Origin of the sequence: Telmatocola sphagniphila, from assembly GCF_018398935.1 — a bacterium.
GTDB classification, from domain to species: Bacteria; Planctomycetota; Planctomycetia; order Gemmatales; family Gemmataceae; genus Telmatocola; species Telmatocola sphagniphila.
In genome coordinates, this window is the sequence record NZ_CP074694.1 from 619,525 (window position 1) to 639,468 (window position 19,944).

At 52.4% G+C, this 19,944-nt stretch carries 20 protein-coding genes; 13 read left to right on the forward strand and 7 right to left on the reverse strand.

Annotation, left to right across the window (positions count from 1 at the left end):
- Positions 1–254: 254 nt before the first annotated feature.
- The gene (locus tag KIH39_RS02715; RefSeq protein WP_213497740.1) at positions 255–740 is read right to left on the reverse strand and encodes a YfcE family phosphodiesterase; all 486 of its coding nucleotides are present in this window, start codon (positions 738–740) and stop codon (positions 255–257) included.
- Positions 741–763: 23 nt separating this feature from the next.
- Entirely contained in the window at positions 764–1,225 is a 462-nt protein-coding gene (locus KIH39_RS02720; protein WP_213497741.1) for a GNAT family N-acetyltransferase, read from the reverse strand.
- Positions 1,226–1,384: 159 nt separating this feature from the next.
- Here KIH39_RS02720 and glmS point away from each other — a divergent pair, with 159 nt between their 5' ends.
- Complete coding sequence (glmS, locus tag KIH39_RS02725; protein ID WP_213497742.1) at positions 1,385–3,226, forward strand: glutamine--fructose-6-phosphate transaminase (isomerizing); 1,842 nt, start codon at positions 1,385–1,387, stop codon at positions 3,224–3,226.
- A 137-nt stretch (positions 3,227–3,363) separates the two neighbouring features.
- Positions 3,364–3,852: a SixA phosphatase family protein gene (locus KIH39_RS02730; protein WP_213497743.1), complete on the forward strand. Its 489-nt coding sequence runs from the start codon at positions 3,364–3,366 to the stop codon at positions 3,850–3,852.
- 54 nt (positions 3,853–3,906) lie between these two features.
- On the opposite strand, the gene KIH39_RS02735 is transcribed toward KIH39_RS02730, so the two are convergent.
- Positions 3,907–4,845, reverse strand: coding sequence for a hypothetical protein (locus KIH39_RS02735; RefSeq protein ID WP_213497744.1), 939 nt, complete (start codon positions 4,843–4,845; stop codon positions 3,907–3,909).
- An 86-nt stretch (positions 4,846–4,931) separates the two neighbouring features.
- On the opposite strand from KIH39_RS02735, the gene KIH39_RS02740 reads away from it, so the two are divergent.
- On the forward strand, positions 4,932–6,890 hold the full coding sequence (locus KIH39_RS02740) for a thioredoxin domain-containing protein (RefSeq protein ID WP_213497745.1): 1,959 nt from the start codon (positions 4,932–4,934) through the stop codon (positions 6,888–6,890).
- Between the two features lie 10 nt (positions 6,891–6,900).
- Here KIH39_RS02740 and KIH39_RS02745 read toward each other — a convergent pair whose 3' ends face one another.
- Positions 6,901–7,554 (reverse strand): DUF4337 domain-containing protein, encoded by a 654-nt coding sequence (locus tag KIH39_RS02745; RefSeq protein ID WP_213497746.1) that lies wholly within the window; start codon positions 7,552–7,554, stop codon positions 6,901–6,903.
- 170 nt (positions 7,555–7,724) lie between these two features.
- Here KIH39_RS02745 and hisA point away from each other — a divergent pair, with 170 nt between their 5' ends.
- The 7 genes from hisA to KIH39_RS02780 all read left to right on the forward strand — a co-directional run bounded on the left by hisA (position 7,725) and on the right by KIH39_RS02780 (position 14,921).
- Positions 7,725–8,462, forward strand: coding sequence for a 1-(5-phosphoribosyl)-5-[(5-phosphoribosylamino)methylideneamino]imidazole-4-carboxamide isomerase (hisA, locus tag KIH39_RS02750; protein ID WP_213497747.1), 738 nt, complete (start codon positions 7,725–7,727; stop codon positions 8,460–8,462).
- A 202-nt stretch (positions 8,463–8,664) separates the two neighbouring features.
- A complete protein-coding gene (locus KIH39_RS02755; RefSeq protein ID WP_213497748.1) occupies positions 8,665–10,806 on the forward strand; it encodes an elongation factor G in 2,142 nt (713 codons plus the stop codon).
- 98 nt (positions 10,807–10,904) lie between these two features.
- The gene (locus KIH39_RS02760; RefSeq protein WP_213497749.1) at positions 10,905–11,567 is read left to right on the forward strand and encodes a MotA/TolQ/ExbB proton channel family protein; all 663 of its coding nucleotides are present in this window, start codon (positions 10,905–10,907) and stop codon (positions 11,565–11,567) included.
- 59 nt (positions 11,568–11,626) lie between these two features.
- Positions 11,627–12,346, forward strand: coding sequence for an ExbD/TolR family protein (locus KIH39_RS02765; RefSeq protein ID WP_213497750.1), 720 nt, complete (start codon positions 11,627–11,629; stop codon positions 12,344–12,346).
- Complete coding sequence (locus tag KIH39_RS02770; RefSeq protein ID WP_213497751.1) at positions 12,343–12,969, forward strand: ExbD/TolR family protein; 627 nt, start codon at positions 12,343–12,345, stop codon at positions 12,967–12,969. The genes KIH39_RS02765 and KIH39_RS02770 overlap by 4 nt, the downstream gene beginning before the upstream one ends.
- Before the next feature lie 15 nt (positions 12,970–12,984).
- Positions 12,985–13,794 (forward strand): lysophospholipid acyltransferase family protein, encoded by an 810-nt coding sequence (locus tag KIH39_RS02775; RefSeq protein WP_213497752.1) that lies wholly within the window; start codon positions 12,985–12,987, stop codon positions 13,792–13,794.
- Entirely contained in the window at positions 13,791–14,921 is a 1,131-nt protein-coding gene (locus KIH39_RS02780) for a glycosyltransferase (protein WP_213497753.1), read from the forward strand. The genes KIH39_RS02775 and KIH39_RS02780 overlap by 4 nt, the downstream gene beginning before the upstream one ends.
- 33 nt (positions 14,922–14,954) lie before the next feature.
- Here the strand turns inward: KIH39_RS02780 and KIH39_RS02785 are convergent, their stop codons facing one another.
- The 3 genes from KIH39_RS02785 to KIH39_RS02795 all read right to left on the reverse strand — a co-directional run bounded on the left by KIH39_RS02785 (position 14,955) and on the right by KIH39_RS02795 (position 17,490).
- Positions 14,955–15,812 carry a hypothetical protein gene (locus tag KIH39_RS02785; protein WP_213497754.1) on the reverse strand — a complete coding sequence of 286 codons (858 nt, stop codon included), beginning with the start codon at positions 15,810–15,812 and terminating at the stop codon, positions 14,955–14,957.
- Positions 15,813–15,935: 123 nt separating this feature from the next.
- Positions 15,936–16,991, reverse strand: a complete 1,056-nt coding sequence (locus KIH39_RS02790; protein WP_213497755.1) for a sulfotransferase domain-containing protein — start codon at positions 16,989–16,991, stop codon at positions 15,936–15,938.
- 187 nt (positions 16,992–17,178) lie between these two features.
- Complete coding sequence (locus KIH39_RS02795) at positions 17,179–17,490, reverse strand: Rieske (2Fe-2S) protein (RefSeq protein ID WP_213497756.1); 312 nt, start codon at positions 17,488–17,490, stop codon at positions 17,179–17,181.
- A 16-nt stretch (positions 17,491–17,506) separates the two neighbouring features.
- Here KIH39_RS02795 and cyaB point away from each other — a divergent pair, with 16 nt between their 5' ends.
- The 3 genes from cyaB to KIH39_RS02810 all read left to right on the forward strand — a co-directional run bounded on the left by cyaB (position 17,507) and on the right by KIH39_RS02810 (position 19,935).
- Positions 17,507–18,055, forward strand: a complete 549-nt coding sequence (gene cyaB / locus KIH39_RS02800) for a class IV adenylate cyclase (RefSeq protein ID WP_213497757.1) — start codon at positions 17,507–17,509, stop codon at positions 18,053–18,055.
- A gap of 4 nt (positions 18,056–18,059) precedes the next feature.
- Positions 18,060–18,908: a pantoate--beta-alanine ligase gene (gene panC / locus KIH39_RS02805; protein ID WP_213497758.1), complete on the forward strand. Its 849-nt coding sequence runs from the start codon at positions 18,060–18,062 to the stop codon at positions 18,906–18,908.
- A 145-nt stretch (positions 18,909–19,053) separates the two neighbouring features.
- Positions 19,054–19,935 (forward strand): zinc metalloprotease, encoded by an 882-nt coding sequence (locus KIH39_RS02810; protein WP_213497759.1) that lies wholly within the window; start codon positions 19,054–19,056, stop codon positions 19,933–19,935.
- Positions 19,936–19,944: the final 9 nt, after the last annotated feature.

Here is a 19,944-nt window from a genome sequence, read left to right on the forward strand (position 1 = left end):
CACCGCGCTCAAAGCGCGGCGGCGTTTCCCGTTACTTCTTGGGCGACTCATGTATGAGAATGCACATCATCAACGTCGGTCCGCTTTCGGCTTTATCCGGCTCCCGGAAATCGAACTCGCTGTTGAAGTTGCATTCCATCGGACAAATACTGATGCGAGATGCCGATTTACGGCTCTAATTAGATGTGAAATAATCGTTCATTCGAACTAAAGGGGCATTGTTACAATCACTTTGATTGTGGCGAAGGGCGAGATTACTCCACCGTAATCGACTGGTATTCCTTCGTCTTGCAGTCCAGGACGCCAATGGTTGGCACAGTCACCCGTTGAATGGCCCCCGGGTTAATTATCGTCGTCTTCCCGCGCTGTTCGATGCGCGCGATATGAGTGTGACCGTAAAAAACGAAATCCCACTTATCCAGATTCTCAAGATGGTGCAAAAGCTTTTTGTCGTGGCCGTGGGTCCAGGCGATTTGCAGGTTGTCGATCAGTAGTTGGCCCGAAAGACCGTGGAATTGGCCACCCGATACGGCGATGGCACTGGAAATTGCCTGCTCATTCATATCGCAGTTCCCGAGAACGGCATTGGTGGGGATGTTCTGGAAGAGCAAAGCCGTTTCCATGTTGGTCATGTCGCCACAATGGATCAAAAGCCCCACCTGGTTATCGCGGAAGATTTTCAGAGCCTTTTCTACTCGCTCGGCGTTGTCGTGTGTATCGCTGATAATTCCAATCTTCATAAAGCACGCTAGGGTTCCAAAACTCAATCGGGAGTAACAATTCGACTATCGCCTCTCTTGGGACAATCAAAACGCATGCCAATATCATGCGCTCGAAAGCCTAAGCGGCTGTAGAACGGGACCAAATCCTGAAAACAACTGAGAATCACTTTGTAACACCGTAAGTCGGTGGCCAACTGGTTGAGGTGTCGGATGAGTTCCGAGCCGACGCCTTTTCCATTATGATCGGGGTGCACCGCGACATCCTCGATGTGGCCGATCATACCCCCTTTGTGAATATATTTTTGTTCCAGAATCAAACTCGCCGTACCAACGACCTTTCCGTCGATCACGGCCACCAGCGTCCGCACGCCGGCCATGCACCGCACACGCCAGACCACGATCGCTTCTTCCGCACTTAAATCGGTTTTGGACATATGATCCAAGGTTTCCAGAAATCCCTTCTGAAAATCGCCGATTTCCAATTCTCTTATCGTTATGGCCATAAAGTTCAAATCCTCATGCTATGCTTTAATACTGATGGCACAACTAGTTAAATGGTTTGTAGCATATCAATTCAGGTGGGAGAAGAATTTCTCTTTCAGAAATTACCTGAGTAAGCTAATCGCCCGTTTGTGTCGTCCCAACAATTGAGAAATCAAGCTATGTGTGGAATTGTAGGCTACATCGGAAAAAAATCGGCAGAGCCCATCATGATTGAAGGGCTGAAACGATTAGAGTACCGCGGTTATGACAGTTCCGGCCTGGCCGTACTATCGGAGGGCAAGATTCACGTCCGAAAGAAGGCCGGGCGCGTTTCCAGGCTCAGCGAATTGTTGCAAAGCGAGCCGGTCAAAGGGCATGTTGGCATTAGCCATACCCGCTGGGCGACCCATGGCTCCGCCTCCGACACCAATGCTCACCCGCACCTCGGCGGATACGGGGAAAAGGAGGTGGCCGTGGTGCACAACGGCGTCATCGAAAATTATTCCACGCTCAAGAAGCAACTGGAAAATGAAGGGATCGTCTTCAAAAGCCAGACCGATACCGAAGTTATAGCTCATCTGATCGCCAAAAATATGAATGGCGACCTCGCTGAGGCCGTTCGTCAAACGTTACCCTTGCTCAAGGGAACCTGGGGCCTGGCAGTCATCAGCGTGCAGAACCCGAACCTGCTGGTCGGCGCCCGGTTGGGAAGCCCGTTGGTACTGGGCATCGGCGAAGGGGAGCATTACCTCGCCAGTGATTCCAGTGCTTTAATCGGCCACACGCAAAAGGTGGTTTATCTGCAGGATCACGAATTGTGTCTGGTGACCGCGGATGACTGGAACGTCGAGAACGACCAATCCAGCCGGGTCGATTCGCCAATTCACTCGTTCGAATGGACGAATACCGAGACCGATCTCAACGGTTATCCCCACTACATGCTCAAAGAGATCTACGAACAGCCCGAATCAATTGAAAATGCCATGCGCGGCCGCTTGAGCGATGAAGATGCCTCGGCTCACTTCGGCGGCTTGAATATCGATGCCCAGCGGTTACGGAGGGCGGAGCGTATCATACTCACCGCCTGTGGAACCAGTTATCACGCTGGGATTGTCGGCGAATATCTTTTTGAAGAATTCGCCCGAATCCCTGTCGAAGTGGAGTACGCGAGCGAGTTTCGGTACCGCAATCCCCCCATGGATCAGAACACGATTGTAATCGCCATCACCCAATCGGGCGAGACGGCGGATACCCTGGCGGCTCTCCGGGAATCCAAGCGAAAAGGGCACCCGGCCCTGGCGATCTGCAACGTTGTCGGTAGCACCATCGCCCGGGAAGCCGACGGTGGGGTTTATCTGCATGCCGGGCCGGAAATTGGCGTGGCTTCCACGAAAGCCTTCACCTCGCAAGTTACCGTTCTGACGCTACTGGCTCTTTACCTGGGACGGATGCGCCACCTTTCCTCGCTTCAAGGCACAAGGATGATTGAGGAACTGCGAAGAATCCCCGATGTGATCCGCAGGGCGCTCAAGTGCCACGATAAAGTGAAGCAAATCGCCGAGAAATATCACCAGTACAACAACATGCTCTACATGGGTCGCCAGTATCTATTCCCAGTCGCACTGGAAGGGGCCTTAAAGCTTAAGGAAATCAGCTACATTCACGCGGAAGGCTATCCGGCGGCTGAAATGAAGCATGGTCCGATCGCCCTCGTGGACAAATCGACGCCTTCGATTTTCTTGGTGCCCAGCGGCTCGATCTTTGATAAAGTTATGAGCAATTTGGAAGAGGTGAAAGCTCGCGGCGGACCAATTATCGCCATAGCGACCGAGAATGACCCTAAAGCGGAATATATTGCCACCAAAGCGGACGATGTCATTTTCATTCCCGATGTTCCGGAATATCTGCAACCGCTCGTTGCGGTCATCCCGCTGCAACTGTTTTCCTACCACGTGGCGCTGTTACGGGGCTGCGATGTGGATAAACCGCGAAATCTGGCGAAAAGCGTTACGGTGGAATAGGTTATGAAGATTGTCTAAATATTTATTGATCGGAAATTAACGGCCATCAATTATGAAGATTCTTCACCGTAGGTAAATTCCAGTCCACGGATGGGATAGCAACTACTAGGATGGTCATAATCTGAGAGGATTATGCCATGCGTTTATACATTGTGCGTCACGCTGAGGCGGTGATGCTCGACGAAAAAGCTACGATAAAGGATGCAGATCGTCCGCTTACTCCCAAAGGTTTGGAGGATGCCCGGAAGGTCGCTCAGCATCTCAAATATGTCGGTTTGGAAAAACCCAAGATCATTTCGAGTCCGCTCCTGCGCTCGCGCCAAACCGCCGAGGTATTTCAAAGAACCTGGACCCAACCTTTAAAAGCCTTGCAGTTCGACGATCGTCTGAAGCCGGGAGTCGATTGGAAGCCCTTGTTGGAATCGCTCCCGGCCGGTCGTTGGGAAAATGCCTGGCTGATAGGACATCAACCGGAACTGGGGCAGATTATCGGATGGTTGTTGGGCCGAAAGTCAGCGAAGATCCGTTTGAACAAAGGCTCGGTGGCTTGCCTGGATATTAAAGAAAAAGCAACCAAAGGAACCGGACGGTTGCGTTGGCTGCTCGATCCGGAATTGCTGCTCTGATTTTAAAGATCGCTATAACTTGACTGCCCTGGTTACTTCAGGGCAGCCGATCCTTTAAGGTTTTTTGCTATCCTTCTTGGGTTCTTTCGCTTCCTTACCGGTTACCGCCCAAGTCTTCCAATCGTACTCCAATTTCTTTTTCCAATCTTCCCCCTCTTTGACTTCGATTAACGCCGACAATCCGGCGATGTTGGGCATGGGATTTTCTTCGCTGACGCGGAAGTTACCCAACGCCACTTCGACTTTCGTGTCGGGTAGGCCGTTGAGTAGATAATCGACGAAGGAGACCTTCAAAAGCGGCAAATCCTTGAGTTCGGATTTTTCGTTCGCCATCGTTTCGCCGCTGATGTGCCGCAAGCCCGCCGTGTACCAGACACCGCGCGGGCCGAACTTGGCTTTGGTCTGCGTCTTGAAAGTCGCATAATTGGCCGGTACCGACTTCAGGACCACCAGTTTTTCGAACCCTTCCCGGAACCATTCCGGGAACTGGGCTACTCCGCCGACTTTGCGATTGAGAATCGCTTCCGAAATGCTTTCCATGAGCTTCGGTTCGAGTTCGGCCGGTTTCAAATTGGAAAGAGAGACGGCCAGGTAGGGAATTTCGCCTTTCAGAGCGAAGCTCGATTTTTCTTCGGATTCGGCCCGCCGTTCTTCCTGATTGCGGACGAAGGCCGTGAATTGATTGCGTTCCGGGAAGGCAAAAATAGTCAATTTGCCTTCCCAGGGTTTGTCGTCGTCCTTGAATCGCACCAATTTCGCGGCGATGGTTGCATGTTTCGTGAGATTTTTGGCGAGGGCATTCGCCTTTTCTTTGGAGAGGTGACCGACGAATCGATAGTGATCGGTCTCCACGAGTGTGGCTTTCTCAAGACCCGCCTTCTGGCTCGCAGTTGTGGCAAATTCAATCTGCTTTTTATCCAATTCGGAGGTATCTAACCCGAAAACGGGAGAGACCGCAGCAATCAGGAAACCCAATACCAGGAACTTACGCATAGTCTTGCCTCAATGATTCGAACTCTCCCTACCATATTAAAATCGAATTTAAACGAATTCCAGCAAATCCCATTTTTAGGGCCAGCATGCGTTTACTCTCTGCTTTTCTCCTGATCGCCTTTTGGGCCTCACTATCGCAAGCCCAGGCACCCGCCGAGCAGGCCGAGAAGGGGAAAGCAAAGCATTCCCCCAACGCCCTGGCCAAGGAAACCAGCCCCTACCTGCTTCAGCACGCAGATAACCCGGTGAATTGGTATCCCTGGGGTCGAGAGGCTTTGGATAAAGCGAAGAAAGAAAAGAAACTCATTTTTCTTTCCGTCGGCTACAGTGCCTGTCACTGGTGCCACGTGATGGAGAAAGAAAGTTTTTCGAACGAGGAAGTCGCGAAAATCCTGAATGAAAATTTCATCTGCATCAAGGTCGATCGCGAGGAGCGGCCCGAAGTGGACGAAGTTTACATCACGGCGGTACAGATCATGGGCGAACGCACCGGCTGGCCGTTGTCCGTATTTTTGACGCCGGATGCCAAGCCGATCTATGGCGGTACTTATTGGCCCCGCGAAGATAAAACTGTGGACAATAACAAGCTCCTGGGTTTCAAATCCATTCTCAAAAAGATCATCGAGCTCAACAAAGAGAAGGGGCCGATGATTCAGGAGCGAGCCGATGCAATTGCGAGAGAGACCGACCTGATCTACTCCCGCAATTCGCTGAAAGTCATCAACGGCAAAATCGATTCGGAGATCCTGAAAGAAGCCGTGCGCGAGTATGAGGATAACTTCGATCCGGTCTACGGCGGTATCGGTAATAAAAATCGGGATTTCCTCGCACCCAAATTTCCTACCGCTTCCGTTTGGAACTTCCTTTTGTCCTACTCCCGGGATCAGAAGCAGGAGGACGTTCGCAAGCAGGTCCATCTGACCCTGCGAAAAATGGCCGAGGGTGGAATCTACGATCAACTCGGCGGCGGTTTCCATCGCTACAGCACGGAACGTACCTGGAGCATTCCGCACTTTGAAAAAATGCTATACGACAACGCGCAGCTCATCGAACTCTACACAAGGGGTTTTCAGGATAATTCCGACCCTCTCTATAAGCGAGTGGTAGAGCAAACCATCGAATTTGTTTTCCGGGAAATGAGGACGACCGAGGGCTTGTTCTACACGGCCTTCGACGCCGACAGCGATGGAGAAGAAGGGAAGTACTTCGTCTGGACCGAAGCGGAAATCGATAAACTTGTATCCGATAAAACCGCGTCGGCGATCTTCAAGGCTCGATATGGAATTCATGGGAAACCTAACTTTGAAGATAAAGCCTATGTGCTACGCATAACCGCGGGGATGCCCGAACTTGCTAAGCAATTCAAAACGGACGAGAAGGCAGTGATGGTTAGCCTGGAGACCTCCCGTCGAGCGATTTTCGAGGCTCGGCAGAAGCGAGTGAAGCCATTTTTGGATCGGAAAATCCTCACGGCCTGGAATGGGCAGATGATTGCCGCCCTGGCTTTGGCGGGAAAGGCTTTTGAACAGAAAGCCTGGGTGGATGCCGCAGCCAAAGCGGCTCAGATGTTGCTGGACAAGGGCATTCGCGATGGTCGATTGCAGAGGATTCTGACCAAAAATCCCGAGGGGCTATGGGCGGCTCGTATTCCGGCCTGCCTGGACGATGAAGCGTTTCTCCTGAACGGCTTACTCGCACTGCATTCGGCCACGGGGGAAGCAAAATGGCTCCAGGCCGCGGAAGAGATTTACACTGAGACGCAGAAGCTGATGGGGGATCCGAACGGCGGCTTCTACCTGACCGCCAAAGACGACAGTCTGCTGTTCACCCGCGTGAAAGACTATTACGACAATGCCCAGCCGGCGGCCAATAACGTCATGACCTATAACCTGGAATTGCTGTATCGCAAGCAGAAGAACGAGAAATATAAACAGCAGCTGGAGAAGAGCCTCGGGCAGATCTCCCGGCTCATAAAAGACCGGCCCACCAGTGCGCCGGTCATCTTAAGAACGATTCTCGAAATGGAAAAAGCTCTGCAAAAATAATCTTGGCTGTCTAGTGGGAAGCTTCCTGAACCACATTCGGCTCCTTCGAGTGCTCTTCCGGCAAAGTCATGCCCCAGCAGACCAGAGCGATGCCAACTACCGTGCTGAGGATACCGCCGATCCAGAACGATTTCTTTTTTGTCAAAAGCGAGATTGAGCAGACCACCAGCCCAAGTTCCACGGCCAGATGAGCCAAATCGAGCCAATCGGCTTGCAGGTGGCTGTGATGAGCCTTGTGATCGGCCGTTTTGGATTCCGCTTCGGTTTTCTTCGCCTTGACGGCGATCTCTCCCAGTTCGCCCTGATTCTCATCGCCATATTCTTTGTTCTTGGCGGCGAGCTTCGCTAATTGTTTCTGCTGCTCTTCATCCTTACCGGCTTTGCCAGACAGGAGATTCAGCAGCAAAATCGTGTTATCGTTGGAGGCCTGCCGCAAGCGCTTGGCCTGATACTGAGACCACATGTTGGAGGCTTCCACCTTCTTGTTGCCCGCCTCCGTCTGGTAGAGCAGCGTTTGATTGTGAGTTCGATGTCCCACCATGGCTACCCCAGCAAGAACGGCGGCGATGATGGCCATGCTCACGGCAACCCGTCGGTCAAAGGGGGCGTGAGCCGCATGTTGAGCATGTTCCGCCTGTTCGAGATGTTCGTGAACTTCGCTCATAGAATTCCTTAACTGAGAGGGAAATGACCCAAATTGTTATATTTACTTTGTCTTAGAAAAAATCCCAGCACTTCTTTCTTGCAGATTCGTGAACTAAGCGTCAAAATCACGGTTGATTAAATAGAGTATGATTGTCAGCCGAACTGAACGAACTCCAGAGGCTTTTTTTCATGCTCATTTTGCCGGCGATCGATATGCGGGGCGGAAAGTGCGTCCGCCTGCGACAGGGTGACTACAAGCAGGAAACAGTTTACGGGGAAGACCCCGTTGCCATGGCCCGAATCTGGGTCAAACAAGGAGCCAAGGCTCTTCATCTGGTTGACCTGGACGGGGCGAAAGAAGGTAAACCGGCGCATGGCGATTTCGTTCGAAGAATCGTTTCTGCCACCGGACTGCCCTGTCAGCTAGGTGGCGGGATCAGAACTGAGGACGATATTCAGGCCGCCTTGTCCTGGGGTGTACGCAGAATAGTTCTGGGAACCCGGGCTTTACAGGATCCCTCGTGGGTGCGGCAAATGGCGACCAGCTATCCTAAGACTATCGTTTTGGGGCTGGATGCCCACGACGGCAAAGTGGCCACCCACGGCTGGTTACAGGTATCGGAATCCTCTGCGTTGGATATGGCGCGGGAATTCGCCAACTGGCCTCTCGCGGCAATAGTTTTTACAGACATTTCCAAGGATGGCATGATGGCGGGGCCGAATGTCGAGGCCCTGAAGGAAATGGCGGAAAAAGTGCCTCTGCCGATCATCGCCTCCGGCGGGGTAACCACACTCGATGACGTCCGTCGCTTGCTCGAATGCAATCTGGCGGGCTGCATCATAGGCCGGTCCTTATATGAGGGTCGGTTGCAATTGCGGAACGTTTTATCACTGATACCGGCGCCTGCCGGGGTAGGAATGGAATAGCATCGAAAGGGGACGGCCATGTTGGGCTTATCGGCCTTAGAAGATTCCGATTCGTGTTTAACCTGTGGTCGACCCTCAATTGGGCTTTCGACCTGATGCCGATGAACCTGCCTATACCGCTCTAACCGCCGAGGCACCGCACTCTCCAATTACGCGGTTTCCAAATCTTCCTCCGGCACGCCTCAATTCAAGGGGCTTTCGTATGCTGACATTTCACGCGGAAAACATTCGCACCATTGCGCTTTTGGGACATCGCGGGAGTGGCAAGACCTCACTGGCCGATGCTCTCCTGCATGTCTCGCACGCCGTCGACCGGCTTGGTAATGTCGACAACCAAACCAGTTTTTCCGATTTCGATGAAGAAGAGCACAAACATCATTTCTCGATCGATACCACCGTTTTGCATCTGGAAAGCGAAGGGAAGTTCCTGCACCTGCTCGATACTCCCGGACATCCCGATTTCGTGGGGGCCTCTCTGGAAGCTGTTAACGCCGTTGAGACGGCCGTGATTGTCGTCTCCGCCACCAATGGCATAGAAATCAATACCCGAAGGATGTTCAAAGAGGCCGGGAAACACGAACTGGCCCGCATTCTCGTCATCAACAAAATTTCAGGCGAAAATGTTCATTTCGGCGACCTGTACCAGAACATCCAGGATACGTTCGGCAAGAACTGCATCCTATTTAACGCTCCCGATGGAGTGGGAGCCGATTTCACTAGCGTGGTCAGCATTTTGAATCCGCCGGCCAGTATCCCGGCGAAGTGCCCGGTCGGCGTTCAGGCCATTCGCAGTCAGTTGGTCGACGCCATCGTCGAAGCCGATGAAGCGATGATGGAAAAGTATCTTACCGAAGGGGAAATTTCCTTCGAAGAACTGGAAAAAGCCATTCCGAGAGCAATTGAAGCGGGCACAATCATTCCCGCGTTCTGTGTCGATGCCAAGAAAGAGATCGGCCTGCAGGAGTTGCTGCACGCCTTGGATAATTATGCTCTGCCGCCCGATCACGCCAATCTTCGACTCAAAGATTTGAAGGTCGGAGCCAATGGTTCCACCCATGCGTTCCAGGCCACCGAAACTGAGGAGTTTATCGGGCAGGTTTTCAAAATCATCAACGACAAGTTCGTCGGTCACATGTGCTTTTTGAGAGTGATGTCCGGTCAGCTGAGTGCGGATAAGCCTCTCGTGAATATTCGCACCGGCAAATCGGGAAAGATCGGCCACCTGTACATGATTCAGGGCAAGGAACATCAACAGGTTGTGGAAGCCTACCCCGGCGACATTGTGGCCATCACCAAGATCGACGATCTGCACATTGGAGACACGGTGGCGCATACGATGAACGTACCGAATCTGCCCCAACCGGAATTCCCCAAACCGATGTTCGGTTTAGCGATTGCTCCCAAAAAACGGGGCGATGAACAGAAGATCAGCCAGAGTCTCCACAAACTGGAGGAAGAAGATCCCACGTTTAAAGTGACCCACGATGAGCAGACCCATGAAATGATCATGTCGGGCGTGGGGCAGACGCATCTGGATGTCATCCAGGAACGGTTGAAACACCGCTTCGATCTGGAAGTGGTCACCAAGGAACCGAAAATTCCCTATCGGGAAACGATTCAGAATCATTCCGAGGGAGATTATCGGCATAAGAAACAATCGGGTGGCCGAGGTCAGTTCGCTGAAGTTCATCTGCGAATTTTTCCGTTGTCCCGCGAGATAACCAGTCAGGCGCAACTGGAAGAGAACTTCGCCAACAAGTCGCGCTTCGAGAAGATGCGAGCCGTCAGTTACGATCCGCAGTTGAATTTCGCCTTCATCGACCATATTGTGGGGGGCTCAATTCCGAACCAGTACATTCCCGCCGTCGAGAAAGGATGCCGGGAATTGATGGACTTCGGGGCGTTGGCCGGCTATCGGATGCAGGACATTGCGGTGGAAGTTCATTTCGGCAAGGAGCACCCGGTCGACAGTTCGGAAACGGCATTTCGAATCGCGGCCAAACATGCCTTTAAGAAAGCCTTCCTATCGGCTCGGCCGGTACTCCTGGAACCGATCGTTCGATTGGAAGTGACCATTCCTACAAGATTTACAGGTGCGATTCTCAGCGACATCAACGGAAAACGAGGGCATGTGGAGGATCAGGAAACTCTGCCGGGCGAACTTTCGGTGATTATCGCGGAAGTGCCGCTGGCGGAAATCAGCCGCTATACTGCCCAGTTGGGGAGTCTGACGCAGGGGCAGGGTTCGTATGTAATGGAATTCTCGCATTACGAGCATGTGCCGATGAATGTGCAGCAGCAAATCGTTTCGAAGGCCAATTTACGTCACGACGACGAAGAGTAACTTGTCAAGATTCCGGGAGAAGGGCAGGTTCTACTCTTCTCCCAGATATTGACGGACATATCATATTTTGAAAATACACCCATCTATAGGCGGGCAGGATGAACGCTCTGACGCATTTCCTTTTTGAAGAATGGTACTTTTCCGCCCCGATGCTTCTGATGTCCTTCATCGCGATCACCCTGGTGATCTGGCGCATGATGTTGAACGCTTCCTCCAAAACGGATATGAACGCGTTTCTGCCCGCCTTTCAGGACAAGATGGCTAAAGAAGGCCCAGAGGCTGCCCTCGAGTTCTGCCGGACGCAGCACGGCTTCATTCCGCAAAAGCTTTACGTGGCCGGTCTGGAAGCGGCTCCCCAGGGGCTTTCCGCCATGCGACGCAGCATGGCCCACGTGATGGAATTTGAAATCATCCCCGATCTGAACTTTCTTCTCGCTCCGATCCTGGCTATCGCCAAAATTGCCACGATGGTCGGACTGCTGGGAACAGTGATCTCGATGATCAACACCTTCAATGCGATTAGTGCCAGCAAGAATAACCCGACGGAAGTGACATCTCAGGCCGGGGCTATTGGTCTGGCCTTATTTGCTACGGCACTGGGTTTGATGACCGCTATTCCGCTCGTGTTCACCCACGTTATGTTCAAGGATAACGTGTCTCGTTTCGAGATTAAAATGCGGTCCGCCGCCCAGAAACTGCTTGTCATCTATCAGGGGATCAAGAGTTCCTCGGAAAAGAGGAAGAAGCGGGAATCGGCCTGACCGCGGTTTCCTGAAATTGCGTCGCAAAACCCGCTTTCTAACAACTTGAACGCAGAATCATGTCGGCCATAAAATACGATGTCTGGTTTCTCCGCCGAAATCAAGTCTTTCGGGCAGTCCCTTTCGAAGTAGTAACCGAATGGGTGCAGCAGGCCAAAGTGCTCCCCGAGGACAAGATCAAATCGGTCGAGGAAGAAAACTGGCTGGCCCTCAAGGATCATCCGCAATTTTCAATTTATCTGACCTCCGAGGCCGAGGAGGCTTCGCAAACCGAGGAAAATTCTCCGACTCAGGCGGAGCCCGATGTCGGCCTCGATTTTGGCTGGAAAAGAAGACACACCGATGAGGACGACGATGTGGATATGATTCCGCTCATCGATATCAGTCTGGTGCTGCTGATCTTTTTCATGATGACGACGACCGTGGCGGCCATTTCCAAGATTCAGGTTCCGCAGATGCAGAACGCGGGCAAGATCGACAGCACGCCGGACATCATCCGACTCGACATCGACTGGGTGGGTAAGCAGGCGGTGTATGGCGTAGGACTTGGCAACTCAGTACCGGATGCGGATAACGGCGAAATAAATGACCCGATCGTATTGCTTCAGAAATTGGATGCCATTCTGGCCACTCGAACCAGCCCGGCCAAGATCCGCATCGCCGCGCATGCGGAAGTGCCGTACGAGAAAGTCGACAAGATCATTGCGGAGTTGCAGAAGCGAATCGACCAGGGAGTGCGAATTGCCAATTTCACCGTTCAAGTGAGTGACCGCCCATGAGCCAGAAATGGGAAATCCGTTCCATCGATACTCCGAGGGCCGATCCTCAGATCCTTTCGACGGCTCAGGTGCTGGAATTCCTGGAAACGGGAGCGTTGACCGGCGACGATCTGGTGCGGGCGGATGAATCCCATCCGTGGCTGGCACTCGAAAACCATCCCGCGTTCGAGGAGACTTTACAGCAGATTGAGGAATCTAACCGCCGGCCGCCCGAGGATGAGACTCGGCTCGATATGAACCCGCTCATTGACGTTTCGTTAGTACTTTTGATCTTTTTTATTCTGACGACCAGTTACGCGGAGCTTCGAAAGGAAGCGAATCCGCCGCCGGGTAAGACCGAGAAAAAAGACGGCAAAGCGGTTATGTCCGAGAAGCAGTTGAAGGATTTCACAATCACCGTGGAAGCCAAACTGGACGGGGAGAAAGTCCGCTATCTGATCGAGAAGGAAGTCGTTGAAGAATCGGATTTGGAGAACAAGTTCAAGTATTGGCTCAAGAAGACAGGTAAGGCCAGCCTGTCGATTGAGATCGAACCTCAGGTGCCTTTCAAGTCTTTGATAGCGATACAGGACGCGGCGGCGGGGGCCGGTATACAGGAGATGATCCGAGTCGATCGCAAGTAACAGGGTCAGCTTTTCATGAACTCTGAACCTTCAGCTTCCAACCAGTATCTCCCGAGGAAGACTCAATGGCTCTGGAAAGGCTTCTATCGCTACTGTCGGAGATATTCCGCCAAGCATTTCCATGCCGTTCGATTATCGAAATCCTCGCATCTGCTGAACGTGGCGGCCGGCGAACCCCTGGTCTTTGTGGTCAACCATCCCAGCTGGTGGGACATCATCGTTTGCATGCTGTTGTCCGCGCGGTATGAAAAGTATCAGCATTTTGCCCCCATCGAAGCCGGCATGCTCCCCAAATACAAGTTTTTCAATCGGCTCGGCTTTTTTGGCGTTGAGGAGACCGTGGAAGGGGCGCGAAACTTTCTGCGGATCACCCAAGCGATTTTCTCCCAGCCGTTTAACTCTCTGTGGATCACGGCTCAGGGCGAATTCGTCGATCCGCGCGTTCGACCGGTGAAAATTCGTGCGGGGGTCGGGCAACTGGCAACTCGCTTGAAGTCAGGCTGGATCATTCCCATTGCTCTGGAGTATCCTTTCTGGAATGAAAAGACTCCGGAGGCCTTGGTACGAATAGGCCAGCCCTTAAAACTGGATCAGGATTTGGATAGGCAGCAGTGGACCGCACTCATCGAGCTACACCTGCAAGAATCCATGGACCGGCTGGCGCAGGAAGCGATCCTCCGAGATCCGGCACAATTCGATACTCTGATTTTGGGGAAATCCGGCGTCGGCGGTGTCTATGATTTATGGCGGAGATTCAAAGCCGCTCTGAAAGGTAAAAAAGCGGATTTGAGCCATATGGACGACCGGAAGGTAAGTACCCAATGACCGATTTGTGCTGGTTGATTCTCGTTTGTGCCTCGACCCCTGCCTTGCTCTTTTTCTGGAATTGTGTTTACTTTCGAAGACCACACCGCATTCCATCCGATTCGCCCCGTGTTTCCGTGCTGATCCCGGCTCGCAATGAAGAGGGAAGTATCGGTGGATGCCTTGAGGCCGCACTGGCTTCGGAGCATGTCACTTTGGAAGTCATCGTACTCGACGATCACTCGACCGATCGGACCGCCGGAATAGTTAGAGAAATGGCTCAGAGCGATGCTCGCGTGCGACTGGCGAACTCCTCGGAACTCCCCGAGGGATGGTGCGGCAAGCAGTTCGCCTGCTTTCAGTTGAGCAAACTGGCCAGCTATGAGTATCTGGCCTTTCTCGATGCGGATGTCCGCCTGAGTAAAGAGGGGCTGGCGAAACTGATCGGCTTCCAGCAGGATCGGAATGTGCCACTCGTCAGTGCATTTCCCCGGCAGATCATGGTAAGCTGGATGGAACTGATGATCATTCCGATGATCAATTTCATGCTCCTGTGTTATCTGCCGATGTGGGGAATGCGTCATTTGCCGATGCCCGGCTTTGGCGCGGGTTGCGGACAGCTTTTCCTGGCCACGCGTAGAATCTACGAATTGATCGGCGGGCACTCGCTGGTGAAAGAGTCGATGCACGACGGCCTGAAATTACCTCGCGCATATCGAAAGGCGAGTTATTTCACCGATTTATGCGATGGCTCGGAGATTGCCTGCTGCCGGATGTATCGAAATGCGTCTCAGGTCTGGAATGGCTTCGTAAAGAATGCACGTGAGGGAATAGCAAAACCTCCGCTGATCTTCGTTTTCAGCATTTTGCTGAGCCTGGCCTTCATTCTGCCTGGACCGTTGTTGCTGATCTTGCAAGATCGTTTAACCGCAGACCAAACGAATATTTTGGCTCTGGCTTTCTGCCTGTCGTTTTTACCTCGAATATTGCTCACCGGGGGGAAAGCGAGAGAACTCCTGGGGGCATTATTTCACCCCGTCAGCGTTTTTCTATTTCTATCGATTCAGTGGTATGCCAATTATCGGTATTGGATTGGCCAACCAGTAGGTTGGAAGGGTCGAATTGTGGAATCGCCTGAGAAAGCGTGAGGGGTTGCTCCTCACGCCTGGATTTACTGGGAATTAGTTCACTTTACGTTCGCGCAATAGTCGTTCGATCGCACCGATTTTGAAGCCGATGAAGGCCACGTTCGGCATCGTAATCTGCTGGCGATCGGCTCCGGCGGTCTTAACGGTCAAGTCCCCCGAACCGAAGCCCAGAATAATATGTCGGAACCAGTCGTCGCGTTGCTTCTCGACGGTCATTCCGGTGGTGTCGAACACCCGTTCCCGACCGCCGATTTCTTCACAGACTTTAATCTGGCCCGGGGTGAAGATCATGTACGCTCGTTTGTCGAAGACGAACACTGTCGTCAACCAGGCAATCAGAACCAAAAGGCCGATGAAGAAGTAGCCGCCCATGTTGATGTAGATGTGCAGATCGGCAAATTTACCGAGGATTGTATCCCACCATTGCATCAGGCTGAAGATCACCACAACTAAAATAAAGCTTATGATGATCACCAGCGACCAGAGGCCGCGCAAGGGCACGTTGGTAATCAGCATGACCACCAAGAAGATGCTGAGGAATATCGGGCCCATCCAGGGGCGAATAGAAACGTGCGTCTTGAAGTCGTAGGTGTTGGGTTCGGCACTCCGTTCGACCGTCTCTTCCATACGGGGATATTTCCCGGCCATGGAGATAATCGAAGTATTTGCGCCGGGATCGACCTTCAAAATCGAATCCTTGGGGACGATGGCCATACGATGACCATCGGCAAACGACCACAATGCGAAAAGAATACCGAAAAACCAGATAGGCCACCAGTAGAACAGCCCGGAATGGCTGATCACGCGGATCTGCAGACTGTTGGGGCCACTCCCGGTGGTATGCGGCACCGGAGGAGCCGATGGGGGAGGCGGGCTAGTGTTATCAGACATGTCAAACCTTTCCAGATGGGGGTGAATCACTCGTTGTTGGGTATATTCGAGGCAGCGGTCCGCCTATTTCAATGCAGCCAAATTACGAGCGTATACCTTGAGTGTCAAACAAGAAATTTGGCTTTATTTGGCAGGTTCCGAGGGAATCGTGCCGAATATCAGCCGTCCCGGGATCTTAAATATCCGCCGCAGAATCCCGGAAACTTGAGGATGGCGTTCTGTAAAGGATTTAACGGCATTCGCGAACTGGATCGGTAATCCATTCAGTTTCTGATAGGTTTGCAACTGTTCCGCCAGGCTTTCACAGGCTTTATGCAATTCGGCAGATCGTTGATCGGCTTGCAAATGATTCCTGCGAAATTTGGTAATAGTGGAACCCAATTCCTCTCCTACAAATTTTACCCAGTTAGCATCAGCGGTTCGGGCATCTAATGTCGCGTCGGGCTCCAGTGAATAGCCGATCTTTTCAGCGAAAGGGCGAAGTGCGGGCCGAAGAATTGTTGTCTCGGCTTCAGGCAAGAGCTCGCGCCACAAGCCCGGTTTGCCTTTCCAGAAATGGTGGGTCACCGAATATTTCTGAAAATGGGCCAAAGTGTTGCGTTCCAAGACTTCTTCGAGGGAAGTGCAACGGGAAGGGCCGATCTCCTGCTGAAACGTTTCGAGACAGCCGCGAACATCGGCAACCATATCTTCGTATTTGAACGCCAGAACACCGGGAAAGTCCCACCAGTCGCTCGACACACTCAGGAGTTCCCGGGCTCGTTCGCCCCGCGCGTAATCGAGGAACGACAGGCTGCGCGGCATCGAAGCGCGAATGGAAGCTTCTGAACCGCCACGACCCATCAGCCAGTATTCGGTGTCGTGTTCGTACCAGGAGAAGTGAAGGATGGAGATCAGAGTATCGATGGGGTGGCGACCCAGAGTGATAACGCGAAAGCCTTCTTTTTGCAGGAATTCGACAGTTTCCGAATCACGGCGTGTATGGTACTGAAACACCAATTCTGAGGGCAGGGAGGCCCAATCGCTCGCATTCATCGCATGACGCGCCAGGATTGGAAGGCCGTAAAATTGGCTGAGTAAGGATGAGAGCCAGGTATTCCCGGAGCGCGGGGTACTTATGATGGCCAACCGGATTTTCGGAGCCGACTCGGCATTATCGCGCGGATTAAGAACGTCCATCGTGGGGTCCAAAATTCAGGGGAGGTCCGACCAGATCAATTCCTGCATAAAGGCGGATGGACAAATAAACTTCTCGAGGTGGTGAGCGTAAAATCAGGTAGCTTTCACGGCACGTTGAATTAAATCGCGACGATTCCAATCGTCAAATCCTATCAGCGACCCCTTGAGGTAAAATCTTCGATCCCAATCAGTCGGGTAGCTCGATCCAGATTTTATCCTCCTGTTCTATGACTTTATAGCAACCGATTTTGATTCGCGGATTATCCGCCCAGGCGCCATCGGTCAGTCGAAATCGCCAGAAATGCCAGGGGCAGGTGACGATTTTATCCTCCACCGGTCCAGCGCTGAGCGAGGCCCCCATATGCGGGCACATATCATCAATGGCATGGAGTTCGCCATCGATGCGATAAACTCCCACGGGCTTCGAGTTCAACTCGGTAACAAAACTTTGGCCTTCGGGAAGATTCTCCGTACCGCAGACGAAGTGAAGCTTTGGCATAATCGGGACTCATCCAATGATCGAGATGGAACAAAAATATCGTATCGACGACCCGCGTAAGATCGAGGAGTTGCTCCGGTCAGAAGGCGCGCAGTACGACCGAAAAGAGAAACATGTCGATCTCTTTTTCTCGGCACCCGACCGGAATTTCGGCGAAACCGATGAGGTCTTACGGTTGCGCTGCGTGGATGACCAATCGGTGCTGACCTACAAAGGGCCGCGGCAGAACTCAGAAATCAAAGCTCGGAAAGAGATCGAAGCAGAACTTAAATCGGGCAATAGAGATCGGCAGGCTCTGATCGGAATTCTTCAAGCTCTCGGCTATCAGTCGGCGTTAAGCGTGGAGAAAACCCGGGACAATTGGAAATGGAATTTTCAGCAACTCGATATTCACGTCTGTCTGGATCGTCTGGAATCGGTAGGCGATTTTCTGGAACTGGAAGTCGTTGGGGACGCATCGGAGCTGTCTCGAATAAAAAAGACGTTCGAAGCGGCCGAGAAATTATTAGGATTAACTGTCCGCGAGGAACGCTCTTACTTGCGAATGGTCTTGGAACTTTTGTGAAATCATGACGCCGATAATTACGCGAACCGTGGAAGAAGCTCGGGCCCATATCCAGAAGGCTCGACTGGCCGGAAAAAAAATTGGCTGTGTACCCACCATGGGAGCTTTGCACGAGGGGCATGCCAGTTTGATTCGCGGCGCCCGGTCCGAGAATGAATTCGTCGTGGTTACAGTTTTTGTGAACCCCACTCAATTCGGACCCCAGGAAGATTTCAGCCGGTATCCCCGGCAACTGGAAGCCGATTGCCAGATCGCTGGCGCGAGCGGGGCCGAACTGGTGTTTGCTCCCTCGGTCGAGGAAATGTATCCTTCCGGATTCTCCACGTCCGTCGATATTCAGAAACTTGGCGACCATCTCTGCGGTCGATCACGTCCCGGTCATTTTCGGGGAGTTTGTACCGTAGTTACCAAGTTGCTGAACATCGTTCGACCCGATGGGTCTTACTTCGGTCAGAAGGATGCCCAGCAAGCCCGCATCATTCAGCAACTGGCAAGCGATCTGAATCTTCCCGGAATAATCGTCGTGTTGCCGACTTACCGCGAAAAAGATGGATTGGCCATGAGCTCGCGGAATCGATATCTGTCCGAAAGCGAGCGTCAGGAGGCCTTAATACTGATCCAAAGTCTTCGAGCCGGGCAGGAACTATTTGCCCGCGGTGAGCGAGAAACCGCAAAGATTCGCCAATTGGTTCGCGAGCAGATTTGTCAGAAGCCAAATATTCAACTAGATTACGTGGAGGTAGTCGATTCGACTGACCTGCAGCCGGTTGATCGGATTCAGAACAAGGCCTTGTTGGCCGTGGCTGCATTTGTTGGGAAAACCCGTCTGATCGACAACGTTTTTCTCTTGTAGTATCGTCGGATCATCTCTCCCAGATTCGCTATTTTGTGAATGGTATATTAATTCGGGTTGATCTACCTACCTCGGGTTGATCTCCAACGTAAAATTACCACTAGAACTAGAACACCCCGAAACTCCGGAAGTGCTGCTGACGTTCATGTATCGATCTCCTGTCATTGCTAAAGTTCGGGCGGTTCCTGTTCGAGGAAATTGGCTCTTTCTTTCGCTGCCAATCGCAGTAGCCATCTGGCAGTACTTCTCGGAAGGCACGGCCTCTGCCGTTCTCGCCTTACTGATCTTCCTCGGTCTCTACCTCGGATTTTGCTTCCAAGCCTTGCTGCAGGCGGCCGCGGCCTGGACTTTAAAAGTCGGCCTCCGCGATGTCACCCTGCTACCGCTGTCCGTGATCGTCCGGCTGACTTGGATCTCCGAAAAACCGGTTTACGAACTCGGAGTACATATCGCGGGAGTTTTAGCCAGAGTCCTTCAGGTGGGGGTGCTGTACGCCATCCTGGTTTTTGCCGGCATACCCATTTCACCACAGACCGATTTTTCCGCAGTGGACGGGGCTCTATTTTGTAATCGACTCTTCTGGATGTCGATTGTCATGCTGATAATTGACTGCGTGCCCGTATTCCCAACCAGTATGGGTTTTTTGTTCCGGGCGGCTCTGGCGATGAATGCCAAGCGGATTCGAGCAACCGAGATCACTTCTTATCTCGGAACTTTTGTAAGTCTGATTTGCATCGGCTTCGGCTTTTACACGAAATATCCTTACCTGATGCTTTTGGGAGTCTACTTCCTCATCTGGTCGCAGCAGGAACTGGCCGATGTCCGCTATTTTGCCAGCATCCGTAAACGCTACGGTTCGACCAGCAAATCCCCGGCGATGGTCCTACCCGAAGATCAGGTGATCGATATCGATTCTCGGCCAACGGTGCCGAATTTTACCGGTTTCACCTTCAATGCCCGCACGAAACTCTGGATCGAGTGGAAAAATGGCGAGCCAATTAGCGCCAACGCCTTGATCGGGAATTAATTCCGGATT